General features: G+C 69.8%; 15 protein-coding genes. 10 read left to right on the forward strand and 5 right to left on the reverse strand.

The genetic code is table 11. The annotated features are described in order from the left end of the window. Window positions 1–91: 91 nt before the first annotated feature. The 4 genes from PBV52_RS24300 (at window position 92) to PBV52_RS24315 (ending at window position 5,768) form a co-directional block, all read left to right on the forward strand. The gene (locus tag PBV52_RS24300) at window positions 92–1,645 is read left to right on the forward strand and encodes a protein kinase (protein ID WP_274241069.1); all 1,554 of its coding nucleotides are present in this window, start codon (window positions 92–94) and stop codon (window positions 1,643–1,645) included. Between the two features lie 533 nt (window positions 1,646–2,178). After that, on the forward strand, window positions 2,179–3,357 hold the full coding sequence (pdhA, locus tag PBV52_RS24305; protein ID WP_274241070.1) for a pyruvate dehydrogenase (acetyl-transferring) E1 component subunit alpha: 1,179 nt from the start codon (window positions 2,179–2,181) through the stop codon (window positions 3,355–3,357). 1 nt (window position 3,358) lies between these two features. Further along, window positions 3,359–4,339 (forward strand): alpha-ketoacid dehydrogenase subunit beta, encoded by a 981-nt coding sequence (locus PBV52_RS24310; RefSeq protein ID WP_274241071.1) that lies wholly within the window; start codon window positions 3,359–3,361, stop codon window positions 4,337–4,339. 10 nt (window positions 4,340–4,349) lie between these two features. Further along, window positions 4,350–5,768 carry a dihydrolipoamide acetyltransferase family protein gene (locus PBV52_RS24315; protein ID WP_274241072.1) on the forward strand — a complete coding sequence of 473 codons (1,419 nt, stop codon included), beginning with the start codon at window positions 4,350–4,352 and terminating at the stop codon, window positions 5,766–5,768. An 89-nt stretch (window positions 5,769–5,857) separates the two neighbouring features. Here the strand turns inward: PBV52_RS24315 and PBV52_RS24320 are convergent, their stop codons facing one another. Further along, complete coding sequence (locus PBV52_RS24320) at window positions 5,858–6,760, reverse strand: D-alanyl-D-alanine carboxypeptidase family protein (protein WP_274241073.1); 903 nt, start codon at window positions 6,758–6,760, stop codon at window positions 5,858–5,860. Between the two features lie 207 nt (window positions 6,761–6,967). Here PBV52_RS24320 and PBV52_RS24325 point away from each other — a divergent pair, with 207 nt between their 5' ends. Both PBV52_RS24325 and PBV52_RS24330 read left to right on the forward strand, forming a co-directional pair. Continuing rightward, window positions 6,968–7,645 carry a GntR family transcriptional regulator gene (locus PBV52_RS24325; protein ID WP_274241074.1) on the forward strand — a complete coding sequence of 226 codons (678 nt, stop codon included), beginning with the start codon at window positions 6,968–6,970 and terminating at the stop codon, window positions 7,643–7,645. Next, window positions 7,642–8,934 (forward strand): nitrate/nitrite transporter, encoded by a 1,293-nt coding sequence (locus PBV52_RS24330; protein WP_274241075.1) that lies wholly within the window; start codon window positions 7,642–7,644, stop codon window positions 8,932–8,934. Before PBV52_RS24325 ends, PBV52_RS24330 begins: the two co-directional genes overlap by 4 nt. A gap of 25 nt (window positions 8,935–8,959) precedes the next feature. Here the strand turns inward: PBV52_RS24330 and PBV52_RS24335 are convergent, their stop codons facing one another. Then, window positions 8,960–9,739: a class I SAM-dependent methyltransferase gene (locus PBV52_RS24335; RefSeq protein WP_274241076.1), complete on the reverse strand. Its 780-nt coding sequence runs from the start codon at window positions 9,737–9,739 to the stop codon at window positions 8,960–8,962. A gap of 102 nt (window positions 9,740–9,841) precedes the next feature. Further along, complete coding sequence (locus tag PBV52_RS24340; protein ID WP_274241077.1) at window positions 9,842–10,666, reverse strand: maleylpyruvate isomerase family mycothiol-dependent enzyme; 825 nt, start codon at window positions 10,664–10,666, stop codon at window positions 9,842–9,844. A gap of 202 nt (window positions 10,667–10,868) precedes the next feature. Between PBV52_RS24340 and PBV52_RS24345 the strand changes: the two genes are divergently transcribed. Then, window positions 10,869–11,663: a carbon-nitrogen family hydrolase gene (locus tag PBV52_RS24345; RefSeq protein WP_274241078.1), complete on the forward strand. Its 795-nt coding sequence runs from the start codon at window positions 10,869–10,871 to the stop codon at window positions 11,661–11,663. A gap of 30 nt (window positions 11,664–11,693) precedes the next feature. Here the strand turns inward: PBV52_RS24345 and PBV52_RS24350 are convergent, their stop codons facing one another. Together PBV52_RS24350 and PBV52_RS24355 are read right to left on the reverse strand one after the other, a co-directional pair. After that, the gene (locus PBV52_RS24350) at window positions 11,694–12,194 is read right to left on the reverse strand and encodes an LURP-one-related/scramblase family protein (protein ID WP_274241079.1); all 501 of its coding nucleotides are present in this window, start codon (window positions 12,192–12,194) and stop codon (window positions 11,694–11,696) included. Further along, on the reverse strand, window positions 12,191–13,180 hold the full coding sequence (locus PBV52_RS24355) for a helix-turn-helix domain-containing protein (RefSeq protein ID WP_274241080.1): 990 nt from the start codon (window positions 13,178–13,180) through the stop codon (window positions 12,191–12,193). Before PBV52_RS24355 ends, PBV52_RS24350 begins: the two co-directional genes overlap by 4 nt. Before the next feature lie 53 nt (window positions 13,181–13,233). Here PBV52_RS24355 and PBV52_RS24360 point away from each other — a divergent pair, with 53 nt between their 5' ends. From PBV52_RS24360 to PBV52_RS24370, 3 genes are read left to right on the forward strand one after another with little or no spacing between them, the layout of a single operon-like run. Next, on the forward strand, window positions 13,234–13,626 hold the full coding sequence (locus PBV52_RS24360) for a cupin domain-containing protein (RefSeq protein WP_274241081.1): 393 nt from the start codon (window positions 13,234–13,236) through the stop codon (window positions 13,624–13,626). A 29-nt stretch (window positions 13,627–13,655) separates the two neighbouring features. Further along, window positions 13,656–13,823, forward strand: coding sequence for a hypothetical protein (locus tag PBV52_RS24365; RefSeq protein WP_274250023.1), 168 nt, complete (start codon window positions 13,656–13,658; stop codon window positions 13,821–13,823). 21 nt (window positions 13,824–13,844) lie between these two features. After that, window positions 13,845–14,513 (forward strand): recombinase family protein, encoded by a 669-nt coding sequence (locus PBV52_RS24370; protein WP_274241082.1) that lies wholly within the window; start codon window positions 13,845–13,847, stop codon window positions 14,511–14,513. The last annotated feature ends 15 nt before the right edge of the window (window positions 14,514–14,528 follow it).

The following is a 14,528-nucleotide window of genomic DNA, read 5'->3' on the forward strand; positions in this document are numbered from 1 at the left end:
GGACCGACGGCTTGCGCGGAGGCTGTAGCGTGGCCGACGGAGACCGTAACAACACCGCGCGCACCGCGGGCAGAAACGACGGCGAGGACCGATGGCACAGCAGCAGCGCGCTCAGGGCCCGTCCGACCCCGAGGCGGCTGGCGGCGGTATGTCAGACGCGCCGGAGATGTGGGGTAATGGCGGACTTGTCGGGGACGGCCGTTATCGGCTGACCCGCAGACTCGGCCGGGGTGGCATGGCCGAGGTGTTCGCGGCCGAGGACGTGCGCCTCGGACGCACCGTGGCGGTCAAGCTGCTGCGCTCCGACCTCGCCGAGGACCCGGTGTCCAAGGCCCGCTTCACGCGCGAGGCCCAGTCGGTGGCCGGCCTCAACCACCACGCGATCGTCGCCGTGTACGACTCTGGCGAGGACTTCGTGGGCGGCCACAGCGTGCCGTACATCGTGATGGAGATCGTCGAGGGGCGGACCATCCGCGACCTGCTCCTCAACGCCGAAGCGCCCGGCCCCGAGCAGGCGTTGATCATCGTCTCCGGTGTCCTGGAGGCGCTCGCCTACTCGCACCAGCACGGCATCGTGCACCGCGACATCAAGCCCGCCAACGTCATCATCACGGACAACGGCGCCGTGAAGGTGATGGACTTCGGCATCGCCCGCGCCCTGCACGGCGCGCAGTCGACGATGACGCAGACCGGCATGGTCATGGGCACCCCGCAGTACCTGTCGCCCGAGCAGGCGCTCGGCAAGGCGGTCGACCACCGCTCCGACCTGTACGCGACGGGCTGCCTGCTCTACGAACTCCTCGCGCTGCGGCCGCCGTTCACCGGTGAGACCCCGCTGTCGGTGGTCTACCAGCACGTCCAGGACATCCCGACGCCCCCGTCCGAGTTCTCCGACGGCTGCCCGCCGGAGCTCGACGGCCTTGTCATGCGCTCGCTCGCCAAGGAGCCGGACGACCGGTTCCAGACGGCCGAGGAGATGCGCGGCCTCGTCCAGTACGGCCTGCAGATGCTGTACGACCACGGCGGCCACACCGGCACCTGGAACACCGGCCCGGTGGCGATGCACGACGGCCGGCACACCCCGGCGGCGGGCTTCGCGAACACGACCGTCATGGGGCACCCCTCGGACTCCGGCTCCGGGACGACGCAGATCCCGAAGCCGATCCTGCCCTCCGGGTACGGCGGCGGGGACGAGGGCGGCTTCGAGGGGCACGGGAACAAGGGCAGCGGTCGCGGCAAGCTGTGGATCCTCGCCGTCCTCGCGGTGATCGCGATCGCGGCGGGCGTCGCGCTGGCGCTCAAGGGCACCGGTTCGGACAACCCCGGCAACGACACCACGCAGACGCCCACCACCTCGCAGACCACCGACGAGGACAAGGCCAGCGAGACGCCGAGCGACGATCCGACCGAGGAGCCCACCGACACGGCCACGGACGACGGCACCGGCGCGGGCACCGACCCGGACTACACGCAGTCGTACGAGCCCTCGTACACGCCCACCGAGGAGCCGACCGAGGAGCCGACCACGGCCGAGCCGACCGAGGAGCCGACCACGGCCGAGCCGACCGAGGAGCCGACGGAGGACCCCACGGAGGAGCCGTCGGATCCGCCGACGCTGCCGACACCGACCGACGACGGCGTCTGACCGGCCTCACGGCACCGTCTCACTGAAGAAGCCACCACGCGCGCGTGCGGCCCGGAAACGGGCTTCACGCGCGCGTGCCATTTACCGGGACTGCCGAGTGGCCGGAATGCGCAGCCTCGAGTCGGTCGTAGCAGCGGACACGCTTCGTGATCGGCGGGCGGAATTTCCGGATTCTTCCGCCTTCGCGTACGTGCTCAGCGTCACACGGGATGAGTGATCTCGCCCTCGGTTGCTCTTCCCGTGACCTGGGTCACCGATATAACGTGCCGTTGTTCCGGCCCCCTGCAAGGCTGTGACCAGGACTTGTTCCGGACTTTCGCGATTTACTTGGAAATCCAAGCAAAATCGCAGGTCAGGAGGGGTTTCACAGAAATGTGGAGCACTGGGTAACGTGCCTTTTGCAGGGCGCTCGCCGGGGCACCTGTCACGCCTGTTCCCGTACGAGCCGCACCCACCCTGTGCGTCCGTAGGGCTGCAGGTGAGCCGCACTGGCACCCGGCGAACCCGGGAGCCGGACCGACGGAGGAGCACACGTGACCGTGGAGAGCACTGCCGCGCCAAAGCCGCGACGCAGCGCCGGTACCAAGAGCACGGCCGGCAAGCGCACGACCGCAAGGAAATCGCCAGGCACCGACCCCGAACTGGTGCAGTTGCTGACGCCCGAGGGCAAGCGCGTCAAGAACGCCGAGTTCGACAAGTACGTCGCCGGCATCACCCCCGAAGAGCTCCGCGGCCTCTACCGCGACATGGTGCTCACCCGCCGCTTCGACGCCGAGGCCACCTCCCTGCAGCGCCAGGGCGAGCTGGGCCTGTGGGCGTCGCTGCTCGGCCAGGAGGCCGCCCAGATCGGCTCCGGCCGGGCCACCCGTGAGGACGACTACGTCTTCCCGACCTACCGCGAACACGGCGTCGCCTGGTGCCGCGGGGTCGACCCGACCAACCTGCTCGGCATGTTCCGCGGTGTGAACAACGGCGGCTGGGACCCGAACAGCAACAACTTCCAGCTCTACACGATCGTCATCGGCTCCCAGACGCTGCACGCGACCGGGTACGCCATGGGCATCGCCAAGGACGGCGCCGACAGCGCGGTGATCGCGTACTTCGGCGACGGCGCCTCCAGCCAGGGCGACGTGGCCGAATCGTTCACCTTCTCCGCGGTCTACAACGCCCCGGTCGTGTTCTTCTGCCAGAACAACCAGTGGGCGATCTCCGAGCCGACCGAGAAGCAGACCCGCGTCCCGCTCTACCAGCGCGCGCAGGGCTTCGGCTTCCCGGGCGTGCGCGTCGACGGCAACGACGTCCTGGCCTGCCTGGCCGTGACGAAGTGGGCGCTGGAGCGCGCCCGCAGCGGCGAGGGGCCGACGCTGGTCGAGGCGTACACCTACCGCATGGGCGCCCACACCACCTCCGACGACCCGAGCAAGTACCGGGCCGACGAGGAGCGCGAGGCGTGGGAGGCGAAGGACCCGATCCTGCGTCTTCGCCGGTACCTGGAGGCCTCAAACCACGCGGACGAGGGATTCTTCACGGAACTGGAGACGGAGTCCGAGGCGTTGGGCAAACGAGTGCGCGAAGCGGTCCGCGCCATGCCGGACCCGGACCACTTCGCCATCTTCGAGAACGTGTACGCGGACGGGCATGCGCTCGTCGACGAAGAGCGCGCCCAGTTCGCCGCCTACCAGGCGTCGTTCGCTGACGTAGAGGGGGCCTGACATGGCAGCGGAAAAGATGGCTCTGGCCAAGGCGATCAACGAGTCGCTGCGCCGCGCCCTGGACTCCGACCCCAAGGTCCTCATCATGGGCGAGGACGTCGGCAAGCTCGGCGGCGTCTTCCGGGTCACGGACGGCCTGCAGAAGGACTTCGGCGAGAGCCGCGTCATCGACACCCCGCTCGCCGAGTCGGGCATCGTCGGCACCGCGATCGGTCTCGCCCTGCGCGGCTACCGCCCCGTGGTGGAGATCCAGTTCGACGGCTTCGTCTTCCCGGCGTACGACCAGATCGTCACGCAGCTGGCCAAGATGCACGCGCGCTCGCTGGGCAAGGTCAAGCTCCCGGTCGTCGTCCGCATCCCCTACGGCGGCGGCATCGGCGCGGTGGAGCACCACTCGGAGTCCCCGGAGGCGCTGTTCGCGCACGTGGCGGGTCTGAAGATCGTCAGCCCCTCCAACCCGTCGGACGCGTACTGGATGATGCAGCAGGCCATCCAGAGCGACGACCCGGTGATCTTCTTCGAGCCGAAGCGGCGCTACTGGGACAAGGCCGAGGTCAACACGGAGGCGATCCCGGGCCCGCTGCACAAGGCGCGGGTCGTCCGCGAGGGCACGGACCTCACCCTGGCCGCCTACGGCCCGATGGTGAAGCTGTGCCAGGAGGTCGCCGACGCGGCCGCCGAGGAAGGCCGGAACCTGGAGGTCCTGGACCTGCGTTCGGTCTCCCCGCTCGACTTCGACTCCATCCAGGCCTCCGTCGAGAAGACCCGCCGCCTGGTCGTGGTCCACGAGGCCCCGGTGTTCTTCGGCTCGGGCGCGGAGATCGCCGCCCGGATCACGGAGCGCTGCTTCTACCACCTGGAGGCCCCGGTGCTGCGGGTGGGCGGTTACCACGCCCCGTATCCGCCGGCGCGTCTGGAGGAGGAGTACCTGCCGGGCCTGGACCGGGTGCTCGACGCCGTCGACCGTGCCCTGGCGTACTGAGGAGAGGGTCGTGACGACGATGACTGAAGCGTCCGTGCGCGAGTTCAAGATGCCCGACGTGGGCGAGGGACTCACCGAGGCCGAGATCCTCAAGTGGTACGTCCAGCCGGGCGACACGGTCACCGACGGTCAGGTGGTGTGCGAGGTCGAGACGGCCAAGGCGGCCGTCGAACTGCCCATCCCGTACGACGGGGTGGTCCGCGAGCTGCACTTCCCCGAGGGCACGACGGTGGACGTCGGTATGGCGATCATCGCGGTGGACGTGTCGGGCGGGACGGCCGCGGCCGGTGCCGAGGCGCCGGCCCAGGCTCCGGCTCCCGCCGAGAAGGCGCCGGAGGAGGCCAAGCCGCAGGGCCGCCAGCCGGTGCTGGTCGGCTACGGCGTGGCCGCGTCCTCGACCAAGCGCCGCCCGCGCAAGGGGGCCGACGTTCCGCGCCAGGAGCCCTCGACGGCGACGCAGGCCCTGCAGTCCGAGCTGAACGGCCACGGCCCCGCGGTAGCGGTGACGCCTCCCCGGCCGCTGGCGAAGCCGCCGGTGCGCAAGCTGGCGAAGGACCTGGGCGTCGACCTGGCCACGGTGACTCCCACCGGCCCCGACGGCATCATCACGCGCGAGGACGTCCACGCGGCGGTGGCCCCGCCGGCCCCGGCTCCCGAGCCGGTGTCCCAGCCCGCCCCGGTGGCCGCCCCGGCGGCTGCGTCGGCGCCGGTGGCCACGTACGACACGGCCCGCGAGACCCGTATCCCGGTGAAGGGCGTCCGCAAGGCGACGGCGGCGGCGATGGTCGGCTCGGCGTTCACGGCGCCGCATGTCACGGAGTTCGTGACGGTGGACGTGACGCGCACGATGAAGCTGGTCGAGGAGCTCAAGCAGGACAAGGAGTTCGCGGGCCTGCGCGTGAACCCCCTGCTGCTGATCTCCAAGGCCCTGCTGGTCGCGATCAAGCGGAACCCTGACGTGAACGCGTCCTGGGACGAGGCGGCCCAGGAGATCGTGCAGAAGCACTACGTGAACCTGGGCATCGCGGCGGCGACCCCGCGCGGCCTGATCGTGCCGAACATCAAGGACGCCCACACCAAGACTCTCCCGCAACTGGCCGGGGCGCTGGGCGAGTTGGTATCCACGGCGAAGGAAGGCAAGACGTCCCCCGCCGCGATGCAGGGCGGCACCGTCACCATCACCAACGTCGGCGTCTTCGGCGTCGACACCGGCACGCCGATCCTCAACCCCGGCGAGTCCGCGATCCTCGCGGTCGGCGCGATCAAGCTCCAGCCGTGGGTCCACAAGGGCAAGGTGAAGCCGCGTCAGGTCACCACGCTGGCGCTCAGCTTCGACCACCGTTTGGTGGACGGGGAGTTGGGTTCCAAGGTGCTGGCCGACGTGGCGGCGATCCTGGAGCAGCCCAAGCGGCTGATCACCTGGGCGTGAGCCACCGGCGGTGACACGAAAAGGGGCGGCCACTGTCGAGTGGCCGCCCCCTTTCATTCACCGCGGGTGCAAGCGGGTGTCAGCCTGCGTCAGCTGATCCGGGCGTAGCCGTAGTTGATCAGCTTCTTCACGTCCGCGGTGCGGTTGTCCGCCGAGGAGGCGGTCAGGACGGCGCCCATCACCGACTCGCCGTTGAGCGTGGCGGCGAAGACGAGGCAGTACTTGGCCTCGGTGCCGGAGCCGGTCTTGATGCCGAGCGTGCCGTTCCAGCCGAGCAGCGTGTTGGTGTTGGTCCACGCCCCCATCGTGCGGGTGGAGCCGGAGCTCGTGATCGTCTTCGCCGTGTATGACTTGGTCTTCACGACGGCCTTGAAGGTGGTGCTCTTCATCGCGCTGCGGGCGAGGAGCGTCAGGTCCTTCGCCGACGAGTAGTTCGAGCCGTTGCTTATGCCGTCGAACGAGTCGAAGTGTGTGTTCGTCATGCCGAGGTTCTTGGCCATCGTGTTCATCTTGGCGATGAAGTTCTTGGTGCGAGCCGAGACCGTCGTGCCGGTACCGAACTTGTCGGCGAGGGCCATCGCGGCATCACAGCCGGACGGCAGCATCATCCCGTACAGCAGCTGACGAACGGTGACCTTGTCGCCGACGATCAGGTGGGCCGACGAGGGGTAGCCCTTGGCGACCATGTAGTCGCTGACGGCCTTCTTGATCGTGACCTTGGTGTCCAGGTTCAGGTTCGACTGCGAGAGCACGACCTTCGCGGTCATGATCTTCGTCGTGGAGGCGGTGAGCCGGTGGGTGTTCTCGTACTTCTTGAAGAGCGTGGCGCCGTTGGCGCTGTTCATCAGGAATCCGCTCTTGGCGGTGATGGTGGGCGTCGTCACGGCCTGCGCGGGAGCCGCGGTGAGAGCTCCGGTGGCGAGCACTGCGCCGGTCGTGACGGCGACGGCTGCGGCTCTGCGGAAGCGGAAGCCCTTAGTGGCGGTTATCAACTGAAATACCCCGATTACGTCGAATGCCCCAGTGTGCGGCCGAGTTGGAAGGGGAAGACAAGTGGGCCGCACATGTGTGACACGTAACTAGCACAGAAGGTTGTGCGACGGGTGTGGCGGGGCCCCGTGTCTGAGTCATGGTCAGGTTTCCCGTCCGGATGCTGGACGGACGCCCTCATGCGTACGTGTTGTATCTATGCTGTGGGCATGCCCTCCGCCCCGCCCGCACCCGTGAAGCAGCAGTCCATGAAGCAGCCCCCCGCCGCCGACCGTGTCTACACCCACGTCAAGCAGGGTGTCCTGGAGCGCCGCTACGAGGGCGGGACCCTCCTCACCGAGGGCGAGCTCGCGGAGGCCGTAGGGGTCTCGCGCACGCCGGTGCGGGAGGCGCTGCTGCGGCTGGAGGTCGAGGGACTGATCAAGCTCTATCCGAAGAAGGGCGCACTCGTCCTGCCGGTCTCCGCACAGGAGATCAAGGACGTGGTCGAGACGCGGATGCTCGTCGAGGAGCACGCGGCGCGCAAGGCCGTGCCCGCGCCGCCCGGGCTCATCGCGCGCCTGGAGGAACTGCTCGCCCAGCAGAAGGCCCAGGCCGCCGCCGGTGATCTCGCCGGGGCCGCCGTCACCGACCGGTGCTTCCACGCGGAGATCGTGCGCAGCGGCGGCAACGAGATCCTGTCGCGGCTGTACGACCAGCTCCGCGACCGGCAACTGCGCATGGGTGTCGCCGTCCTGCACTCGCACCCCGACCGGATCGCCAAGACCCTCGTCGAGCACGAGGAGATCCTTCAGGCCCTGCGCTCCGGGGACGCCGAGGCCGCCGTCGGGACGGTCCACCGGCACATCGGCTGGTTCTCGCATCTGGCGCGGGGGGAAGAGCGATGAGGGCCGTGCTGCCGGGGGATCCTCCGGGCGGCCGCCGCGCCGTCGCCGTCTGGGGCATAGGCGTCTCGGTCTACTTCGTCGCCGTCATCTTCCGTACGTCCCTCGGGGTCGCCGGCCTCGACGCCGCCGACCGCTTCGACGTGAACGCCTCGGCCCTGTCGACGTTCTCGATCCTGCAGCTGCTCGTCTACGCGGGCATGCAGATACCCGTCGGCCTGCTGGTCGACCGGCTCGGCACCAAGAAGGTGCTGACCATCGGCGTGGTGCTGTTCACGGTGGGGCAGCTGGGCTTCGCCTTCTCGCCGTCGTACGGCATGGCCCTCGCCTCGCGCGCGCTGCTGGGCTGCGGCGACGCGATGACGTTCATCAGCGTGCTGCGGCTCGGCACCCGGTGGTTCCCGGCCCGGCGCGGCCCGCTGATCGCGCAGCTCGCGGGGCTCGCGGGCATGGCGGGCAACCTCGTCTCCACGCTGGTGCTGGCCCGGCTGCTGCACGGCGTGGGCTGGACGGCGGCGTTCGCGGGCAGCGCGGCCGCGGGTGTCGTCGTACTGGTCCTGCTCCTCCTGTTCCTGAAGGACCACCCCGAGGGACACGAGCCGGAGCCGCTGCCGCACCTGGGTGCGGCGTACGTACGCCGTCAGATCGCCGCGTCCTGGCGGGAACCCGGCACGCGGCTGGGGCTGTGGGTGCACTTCACGACGCAGTTCCCGGCGATGGTGTTCCTGCTGTTGTGGGGGATGCCGTTCCTGGTCCAGGCGCAGGGGCTGTCCCGGGCGACGGCCGGTGAACTGCTCACCCTGGTCGTCCTGGCTAACATGGTCGTGGGCCTGGTCTACGGCCAGATCGTCGCCCGGCACCACGAGGCGCGGCTGCCGCTGACGCTCGGGACCGTCGGGGCGACGGCGGTGCTGTGGGCGACGACGCTGGCCTGGCCCGGTGAGACGGCGCCGATGTGGCTGCTGATCGTGCTGTGCGCGGTGCTCGGGGCGTGCGGCCCGGCCTCGATGCTCGGCTTCGACTTCGCCCGGCCGGCGAATCCGCCGGAGCGGCAGGGGACGGCGTCCGGCATCACCAACATGGGCGGTTTCGTCGCCTCGATGACGACGCTGTTCGCGATCGGCGTGCTGCTGGACGCCACGGGGGACGACTACGCCATCGCCTTCTCGGCGGTGTTCGTCCTCCAGGCACTGGGGGTCAGCCAGATCCTGCGGCTGCGCAAGCGGGCGGCGCGCAGGGAGCGGGAACGGCTGGTCGCCAGCAGGGTGGAGATCGTGCACGTTCCCGCCTGAGCCGACGCCGTGGGTCAGTGGGGTGTCAGCGGGCCGGGACGAGGGTGAGGTAGGCGAGTCCCAGTACCCCGCGGTAGCTCATCCACTGGGCGCGATGGCGGTCGAGGCGCTCGCGTGTCTCGGCCGCGAGCGAGTGCTCGGGGTGCTCGGCCAGCCATGTCTCGACGTCCGCCTGGTACGCCGACTCGAACTCCTCCCACTCGTCGAGGTTCGCCGTCTCGGTCCACTCCGGGCGGAAACCGGCGGCGACCGCGAGATCGAGCAGGGTCGCGAGGTCGTAGTGGTCCGTCGCCGCGGCTCCCGGCCACATGCCGGAGAGCTCGGCGGGGGTCGGGGTGCGCTCCCAGAAGCCCTCTCCGAGCAGCACCCGGCCGCCGTCGGCGACCAGGCGGCGCAGTGCGCGCAGAGCCTCGGTGGTGTGCTCCGGCGGCTCGGCCGCGCTCAGGGCCTGGCTCGCTCCGACGCACAGGACCAGGTCGGCGGGGCCGCGCGAGGTCCCGGCGGCGGACTCCTCGACGAACGCGGCCCTGTGCGCCAGCCCTCGGGTCTCGGCCTCGCGGCGGCCGCGAGCGAGGTCTTCGGCGTTCACGTCGATGCCTGTGCCCTGTGCTTGCGGCGCGGCGGCCAGGACGCGCAGCATCAACTCGCCCCAGCCGCAGCCGATGTCGAGGACGGTGGTGGGGTTTGTCCGGGTGAGTCGCTGCACGAGGTTGTTCGCGCGCGTCTCCGACAGCGGGCCGTGGAAGGTCAGGCGGGTCAGGCGCGGCGGATGGCTGGTGGCGGTGTCGATCTCGGTTTCGGTCACGGCGGGACGTTAGCCGCGGGTGCGGAGTGGGCGACAGTGGATTTCGCGCCCGCCGCCCCTACCGACACCCCCAGAGGGGCACCCCTGGACGGGCTGAGATCGCTACGGCGTCACCGTGAAGTTGCGCAGGATCGCGGCCGTCAGGTCCGGGTCCCCCTCCGCCTTCACCCGGTCCGCCACGGCATCCGGCGTGACACGGCCGCAGGCGAGGCGGACGTAGGTCTCCCAGTCGAGGGTGAGGGTGGCGGCCGGGCCCAGGGCGGGGGCCGTTTCGAGGGAGCCGCGGCCCTGGATGTCGACGCGGATCGTGCGGAGGAACTCGATCGGGCCGTGGACGTCGAAGACGATCGCCGAGCTGCGCGGGGCGTCGGCCCGGACGGCGACGATGTCGGGCAGCCGGCCGAGCAGGACGTCGCGTGCGACGTGCGCGCCGGGGGAGTCGAGGTTGCCGGGGCGGCCGAGGGCGGTGCGCAGGTCCTGCTCGTGCACCCATACGTCGAAGGCGTGGCCCCGCATGGACTCTTCGAGGGTGAGCTCCGCCCCGAGCGGGCCGCGCACCTTCGTGCCGGGGTCACGGGACTCGTTGCGCAGCTGGCGGTTGCGGCGGATGACCGTGTACTCCAGCTCGGACGTCATCTCCGGCGCCGTGTGGTGGCGGCGGACGTCGACCTGCATCTCCATGTAGCGCTGGTGGTCGTTCGTGACGTGGAAGAGGTCGCGCGGGAGCGTGTGGATGGGGCGCGGGTCGCCGAGCATCTCGCAGTCCAGGCCGATGACATGGGACACCACGTCGCGCACCGACCACCCGGGGCAGGGTGTACGCCGGTTCCACTCTCCCTCCACCAGCGGCGTCACCAGCTCGGATATCGCTTCGATGGAGTGGGTCCAGGCGTCGGCGTAGGGCTGGAGGGTGGGATGCAGACTCACGGAACGGGACCCCTCGGCGGTTGGAACGTCGGTACGCGGGCAGGTGCTGGCGGCGGTGCCAGTGGGCGGCGGCTTCTGTCGGCGGGTGTCTTGAAACGCTAAGTTACGCTGCTGTGAGGCACCCCGGCAGTGCTTTCGTGTGACGATCGTAGGCCTGTGTGGAAGCCTGTGTGGACCGCTCGAATGCCAGGACGGTGGTAGTGTGCGCGCCTCTTTGCTCCAGATCGACGTCAATGAGGGCGAATCGGTCGAATCGCGTCGGGTGAGGGTTGCCTCGCTGGTACGGGAACAGGCCGGGGCGGATCTGGTGGTGCTGCCCGAGCTGTGGACGACCGGGGCGTTCGCCTACGAGGAGTTCGGCAGCGAGGCCGAGCCGCTCGAAGGGCCGACGTACGAGGCGATGGCGAAGGCCGCGAGCGACGCGGGCGTGTGGCTGCACGCGGGCTCGATCCCGGAGCGAGACCCTGACGGGCCGCTCTACAACACCTCTCTCGTCTTCTCCCCCTCCGGCGATCTGGCCGCCGCGTACCGAAAGATCCATCGGTTCGGCTTCGACAAGGGCGAGGCCGTGCTGATGGGTGCGGGCGAGGAACTGGTGACGGTTCGTCTGCCCGAGACGACTCTTGGCGTGGCCACCTGCTACGACCTCCGTTTCCCCGAACTCTTCCGCGGCCTCGTCGACGCCGGCGCCGAGACCCTGGTCATTCCGGCGGGCTGGCCGGAGCGCCGCCGGGCGCACTGGACGCTGCTGGCTCAGGCGCGGGCGGTGGAGAACCAGGCGTTCGTGCTCGCCTGTGGAACGGCCGGGACGCACGCGGGAGTTCCGCAGGCCGGTCACTCGATCGTGGTGGATCCGTGGGGCGAGGTGCTGGCGGAGGCCGGTGCCGGGGAGCAGGTCCTCACCGTGGAGTTCGACCCGGGGAAGGTCGCGGTGACACGGGATCAGTTCCCGGCGCTGAAGGACCGGGTGCTGGGGCTGGCGGCGCCGCGTCGCTGAGGGCTCGCCCCTCGGTCACAGTCGTCCGTCTCAGTCGTCGTCCCGCCGCTCCTTCTCCGCCAGGTGGATCACGCACACCGCCACCGCGATCAGCAGCGCCGGATCCGCGTCGTCCCGTACGACGTCCACGCCGTACGTCTCGCGCACATGCAGCCAGCGGCGGGAGACGACGGCCAGCAGTTCGCCGTCGTACTCGATGGCGAACTCCCGGTCGTGGATCTTGCCGCTGACGTCGAGTTCCGTGCTGCCGTCCGCCAGGGACACGCGGTAGTGGTTGCGCAGCAGGGACAGCCGCTTGCGGCGGATCGTCGCGAGGGGGCCGCCGTCCCGCTCGATCACCATCGTGTCGCGCAGGGCGAACATCTTCTGGTGGATGTCGATGAGGACGCGCCCCTGCGTGTCCTTCAGCTCGAAGGTGTCCCGCAGCCGCATCGCCTTGCCGTCGACGAGGTACACCTTGTTGCCCCGGTCGTCCTCGATCCAGTAGTCGTCACCGAAGCCGAGGAGCCGGTCGCGTACGAGGAATCTCATGAGACGAGGGGTTCCCCGCCGCCCGGTCCGAAACGCCGCCTGTAGGCCGACGGGCTGAGCCCTGTCTCGCGCCGCACGCGCGCGCGGAGGTTCGCCGCAGTGCCGAGGCCGCTCCTCGCCGCGACCACGTCCAGCCGTTCCTCCCCGCGCTCGATCAGCCGGCACGCCAGCGCCACCCGCTCCCCCGTCAGCCACGCCAGCGGCGTCGTCCCCAGCTGCGCCCGGAACCGGCGGTGCAGGGTGGCCGGCGACACCGCCGCCCGTGCCGCCAGGTCCGCCACCGTCAGCGGCTCGCCCAGCCGTTCCTGCGCCCACACCAGCAGGGGACCCAGCGACTCGTCCGGCACGTCCGGTACGGGCCGCTCCACGAACTGCCGCTGGCCGCCGTCGCGGTGGGCGGCGAAGACCAGCCGACGGGAGACGTGGTTGGCGATCTCGGCGCCGTGGTCCCGTCGCACGACATGCAGGCCCAGGTCGAGCGCCGACGCGCTGCCGGAGGCGGTGAGGATGTCCCCGTCGTCGACGAACAGCACGTCCGGCTCCAGACGGACCTTCGGGAACCGCACCCGGAACGACTCCGCCCACATCCAGTGGCAGGCCGCGCGCCGCCCGTCCAGGAGCCCGGCCTGCGCGATCGTGAACGCTCCGGAGCAGAAGCCGATCAACCGGGCGCCACGCGCGTGTGCCCGGCGCACCACCTCCAGCACCTGAGGTGAGCGGGGCGTGCCGGTGTCCGGCCGGTTCGGGACGATCAGCGTGTCCGCCTCCTCGGCGGCCTCCAGCCCCGCGACCCCGGTGAGCGTGAAGAACCCGTCCCGCATACGCGTCAGGGGCTGGGCGGCGCACAGCCCGAAGTCGTACAGCTCCCGGCCCAGTTCCGGCCTGCGCAGCCCGAAGACCTCGATCGCGCAGCTCATCTCGAACGGGTTGGAGTTCTCGTCGACCACGAGAACCACGCGATGCGGTTGAGAGGATCCTTGCGGCATGTGCGATTTCTAGCACTCGTGCCCGTGCCGGGCCACCGCCGAGCATGGCGTGCATGACCAGCGAACCCATCTCCCTCACCGAGGCCCTCGCGTCCTTCACCGACCGGTGGAGCCCCCGCATCGTCACCGCCGTCAACGACTACGACGTACGCGTCGCGAAGGTCGAGGGCGAGCACGTGTGGCACGTGCACGACCACACCGACGAGTTCTTCCTGGTCCTGGAGGGCGAGCTGCACATCTCCCTGCGGGAGGCTGCCGGGGAACGCACGGTGGTCCTCCCCAAGGGCAGCGTCTTCACCGTCCCGCGCGGCACCGAGCACAAGCCGTACGCCCCGACGCCCTCCGCGATCCTGGTCCTGGAACCCACCGGCACCCTCACCGTCGGCGACCGCCACGACGACGTACCGGACCACGTGGACGCCACCAGGGGACACGCGCTGACGTGACTGTCAGTGGCGGGTGGCACGCTTGAACCATGACCGACTCATCCCCGGCCCCGACCCCCCGTCGCGTCCGCGTCCGCGCCCCCGAGCTGATCGGCAAGGGCGGCTGGCTGAACACGGGCGGCCGCCCGTACGGCCTCGCCGACCTGCGCGGACGCATCGTGATCCTGGACTTCTGGAAGTTCATTACGGAGCACTGAACTTCTGGAGATACTCAATTGGTGCATCAAGACACGATCTGTGATCTGTACCTGCGCCTGTCTCTCGACCGGGACGGCAAGACCGCAATCGAACGGCAGGAAGCCGACTGCCGTGCATGGGCTGAACGGAACGGTCTCACCGTCCGCAAGGTCCACATAGACAGGGGGCGCTCCGGCTACAAGGCCGTTGAGCGCAAGGGGTTCGACGCCGCACTTGCGGCAGTCACCGCCGGAGTGGTCGGCACGCTGATCGTCTGGAAGCTCGACCGACTGTCGCGGAAGGGCATCGGGCAGGTCGGCCAGGTGTTGGACGACATCGAGAAGGCGGGTGGCCGTCTCGTCTCCGTCGTGGACGGGTTGGACACCTCGAACGACTCCGCCCGGATGATCGTCGCCATGCTCGCCGAGCTGGCGCGCACGGAGTCCAAGAACATCGGCACTCGCGTGGGGAACGCGAAGCGCTACCTGCGCAGCAAGGGACAGTGGATCGGCGGTCAGCCGCCTTACGGGCTCATGGTGGACCCGGAGACCAAGAAGCTGGTCCACGACTCCGAGGATGCCGTCTACGCCCGTCTGATCGCTGATGAGGCGCTTGCGGGGACCTCGCTGGTGAAGATCGCTCGCTTGCTCAACGAGTACGAGATTCTCTCGCCCCGTGGTGGGCAGTGGAACGCGGCGAGCATCATGTAGCTTCTACGGTCGCCA

It is taken from the genome of Streptomyces sp. T12, from assembly GCF_028736035.1.
In the GTDB taxonomy this organism is placed as follows: Bacteria; Actinomycetota; Actinomycetes; order Streptomycetales; family Streptomycetaceae; genus Streptomyces.

Bases quoted from the DNA above. Each gene is read 5' to 3' on its own strand.
- PBV52_RS24300 (WP_274241069.1), top strand. From the start codon at position 92: ATGGCACAGCAGCAGCGCGCTCAGGGCCCGTCCGACCCCGAGGCGGCT.
- PBV52_RS24330 (WP_274241075.1), top strand. From the start codon at position 7,642: ATGAGGGCCGTGCTGCCGGGGGATCCTCCGGGCGGCCGCCGCGCCGTC.
- PBV52_RS24350 (WP_274241079.1), bottom strand. From the start codon at position 12,194: ATGAGATTCCTCGTACGCGACCGGCTCCTCGGCTTCGGTGACGACTAC.
- PBV52_RS24365 (WP_274250023.1), top strand. From the start codon at position 13,656: ATGACCGACTCATCCCCGGCCCCGACCCCCCGTCGCGTCCGCGTCCGC.
- PBV52_RS24325 (WP_274241074.1), top strand. From the start codon at position 6,968: ATGCCCTCCGCCCCGCCCGCACCCGTGAAGCAGCAGTCCATGAAGCAG.
- PBV52_RS24355 (WP_274241080.1), bottom strand. From the start codon at position 13,180: ATGCCGCAAGGATCCTCTCAACCGCATCGCGTGGTTCTCGTGGTCGAC.
- PBV52_RS24310 (WP_274241071.1), top strand. From the start codon at position 3,359: ATGGCAGCGGAAAAGATGGCTCTGGCCAAGGCGATCAACGAGTCGCTG.
- PBV52_RS24360 (WP_274241081.1), top strand. From the start codon at position 13,234: ATGACCAGCGAACCCATCTCCCTCACCGAGGCCCTCGCGTCCTTCACC.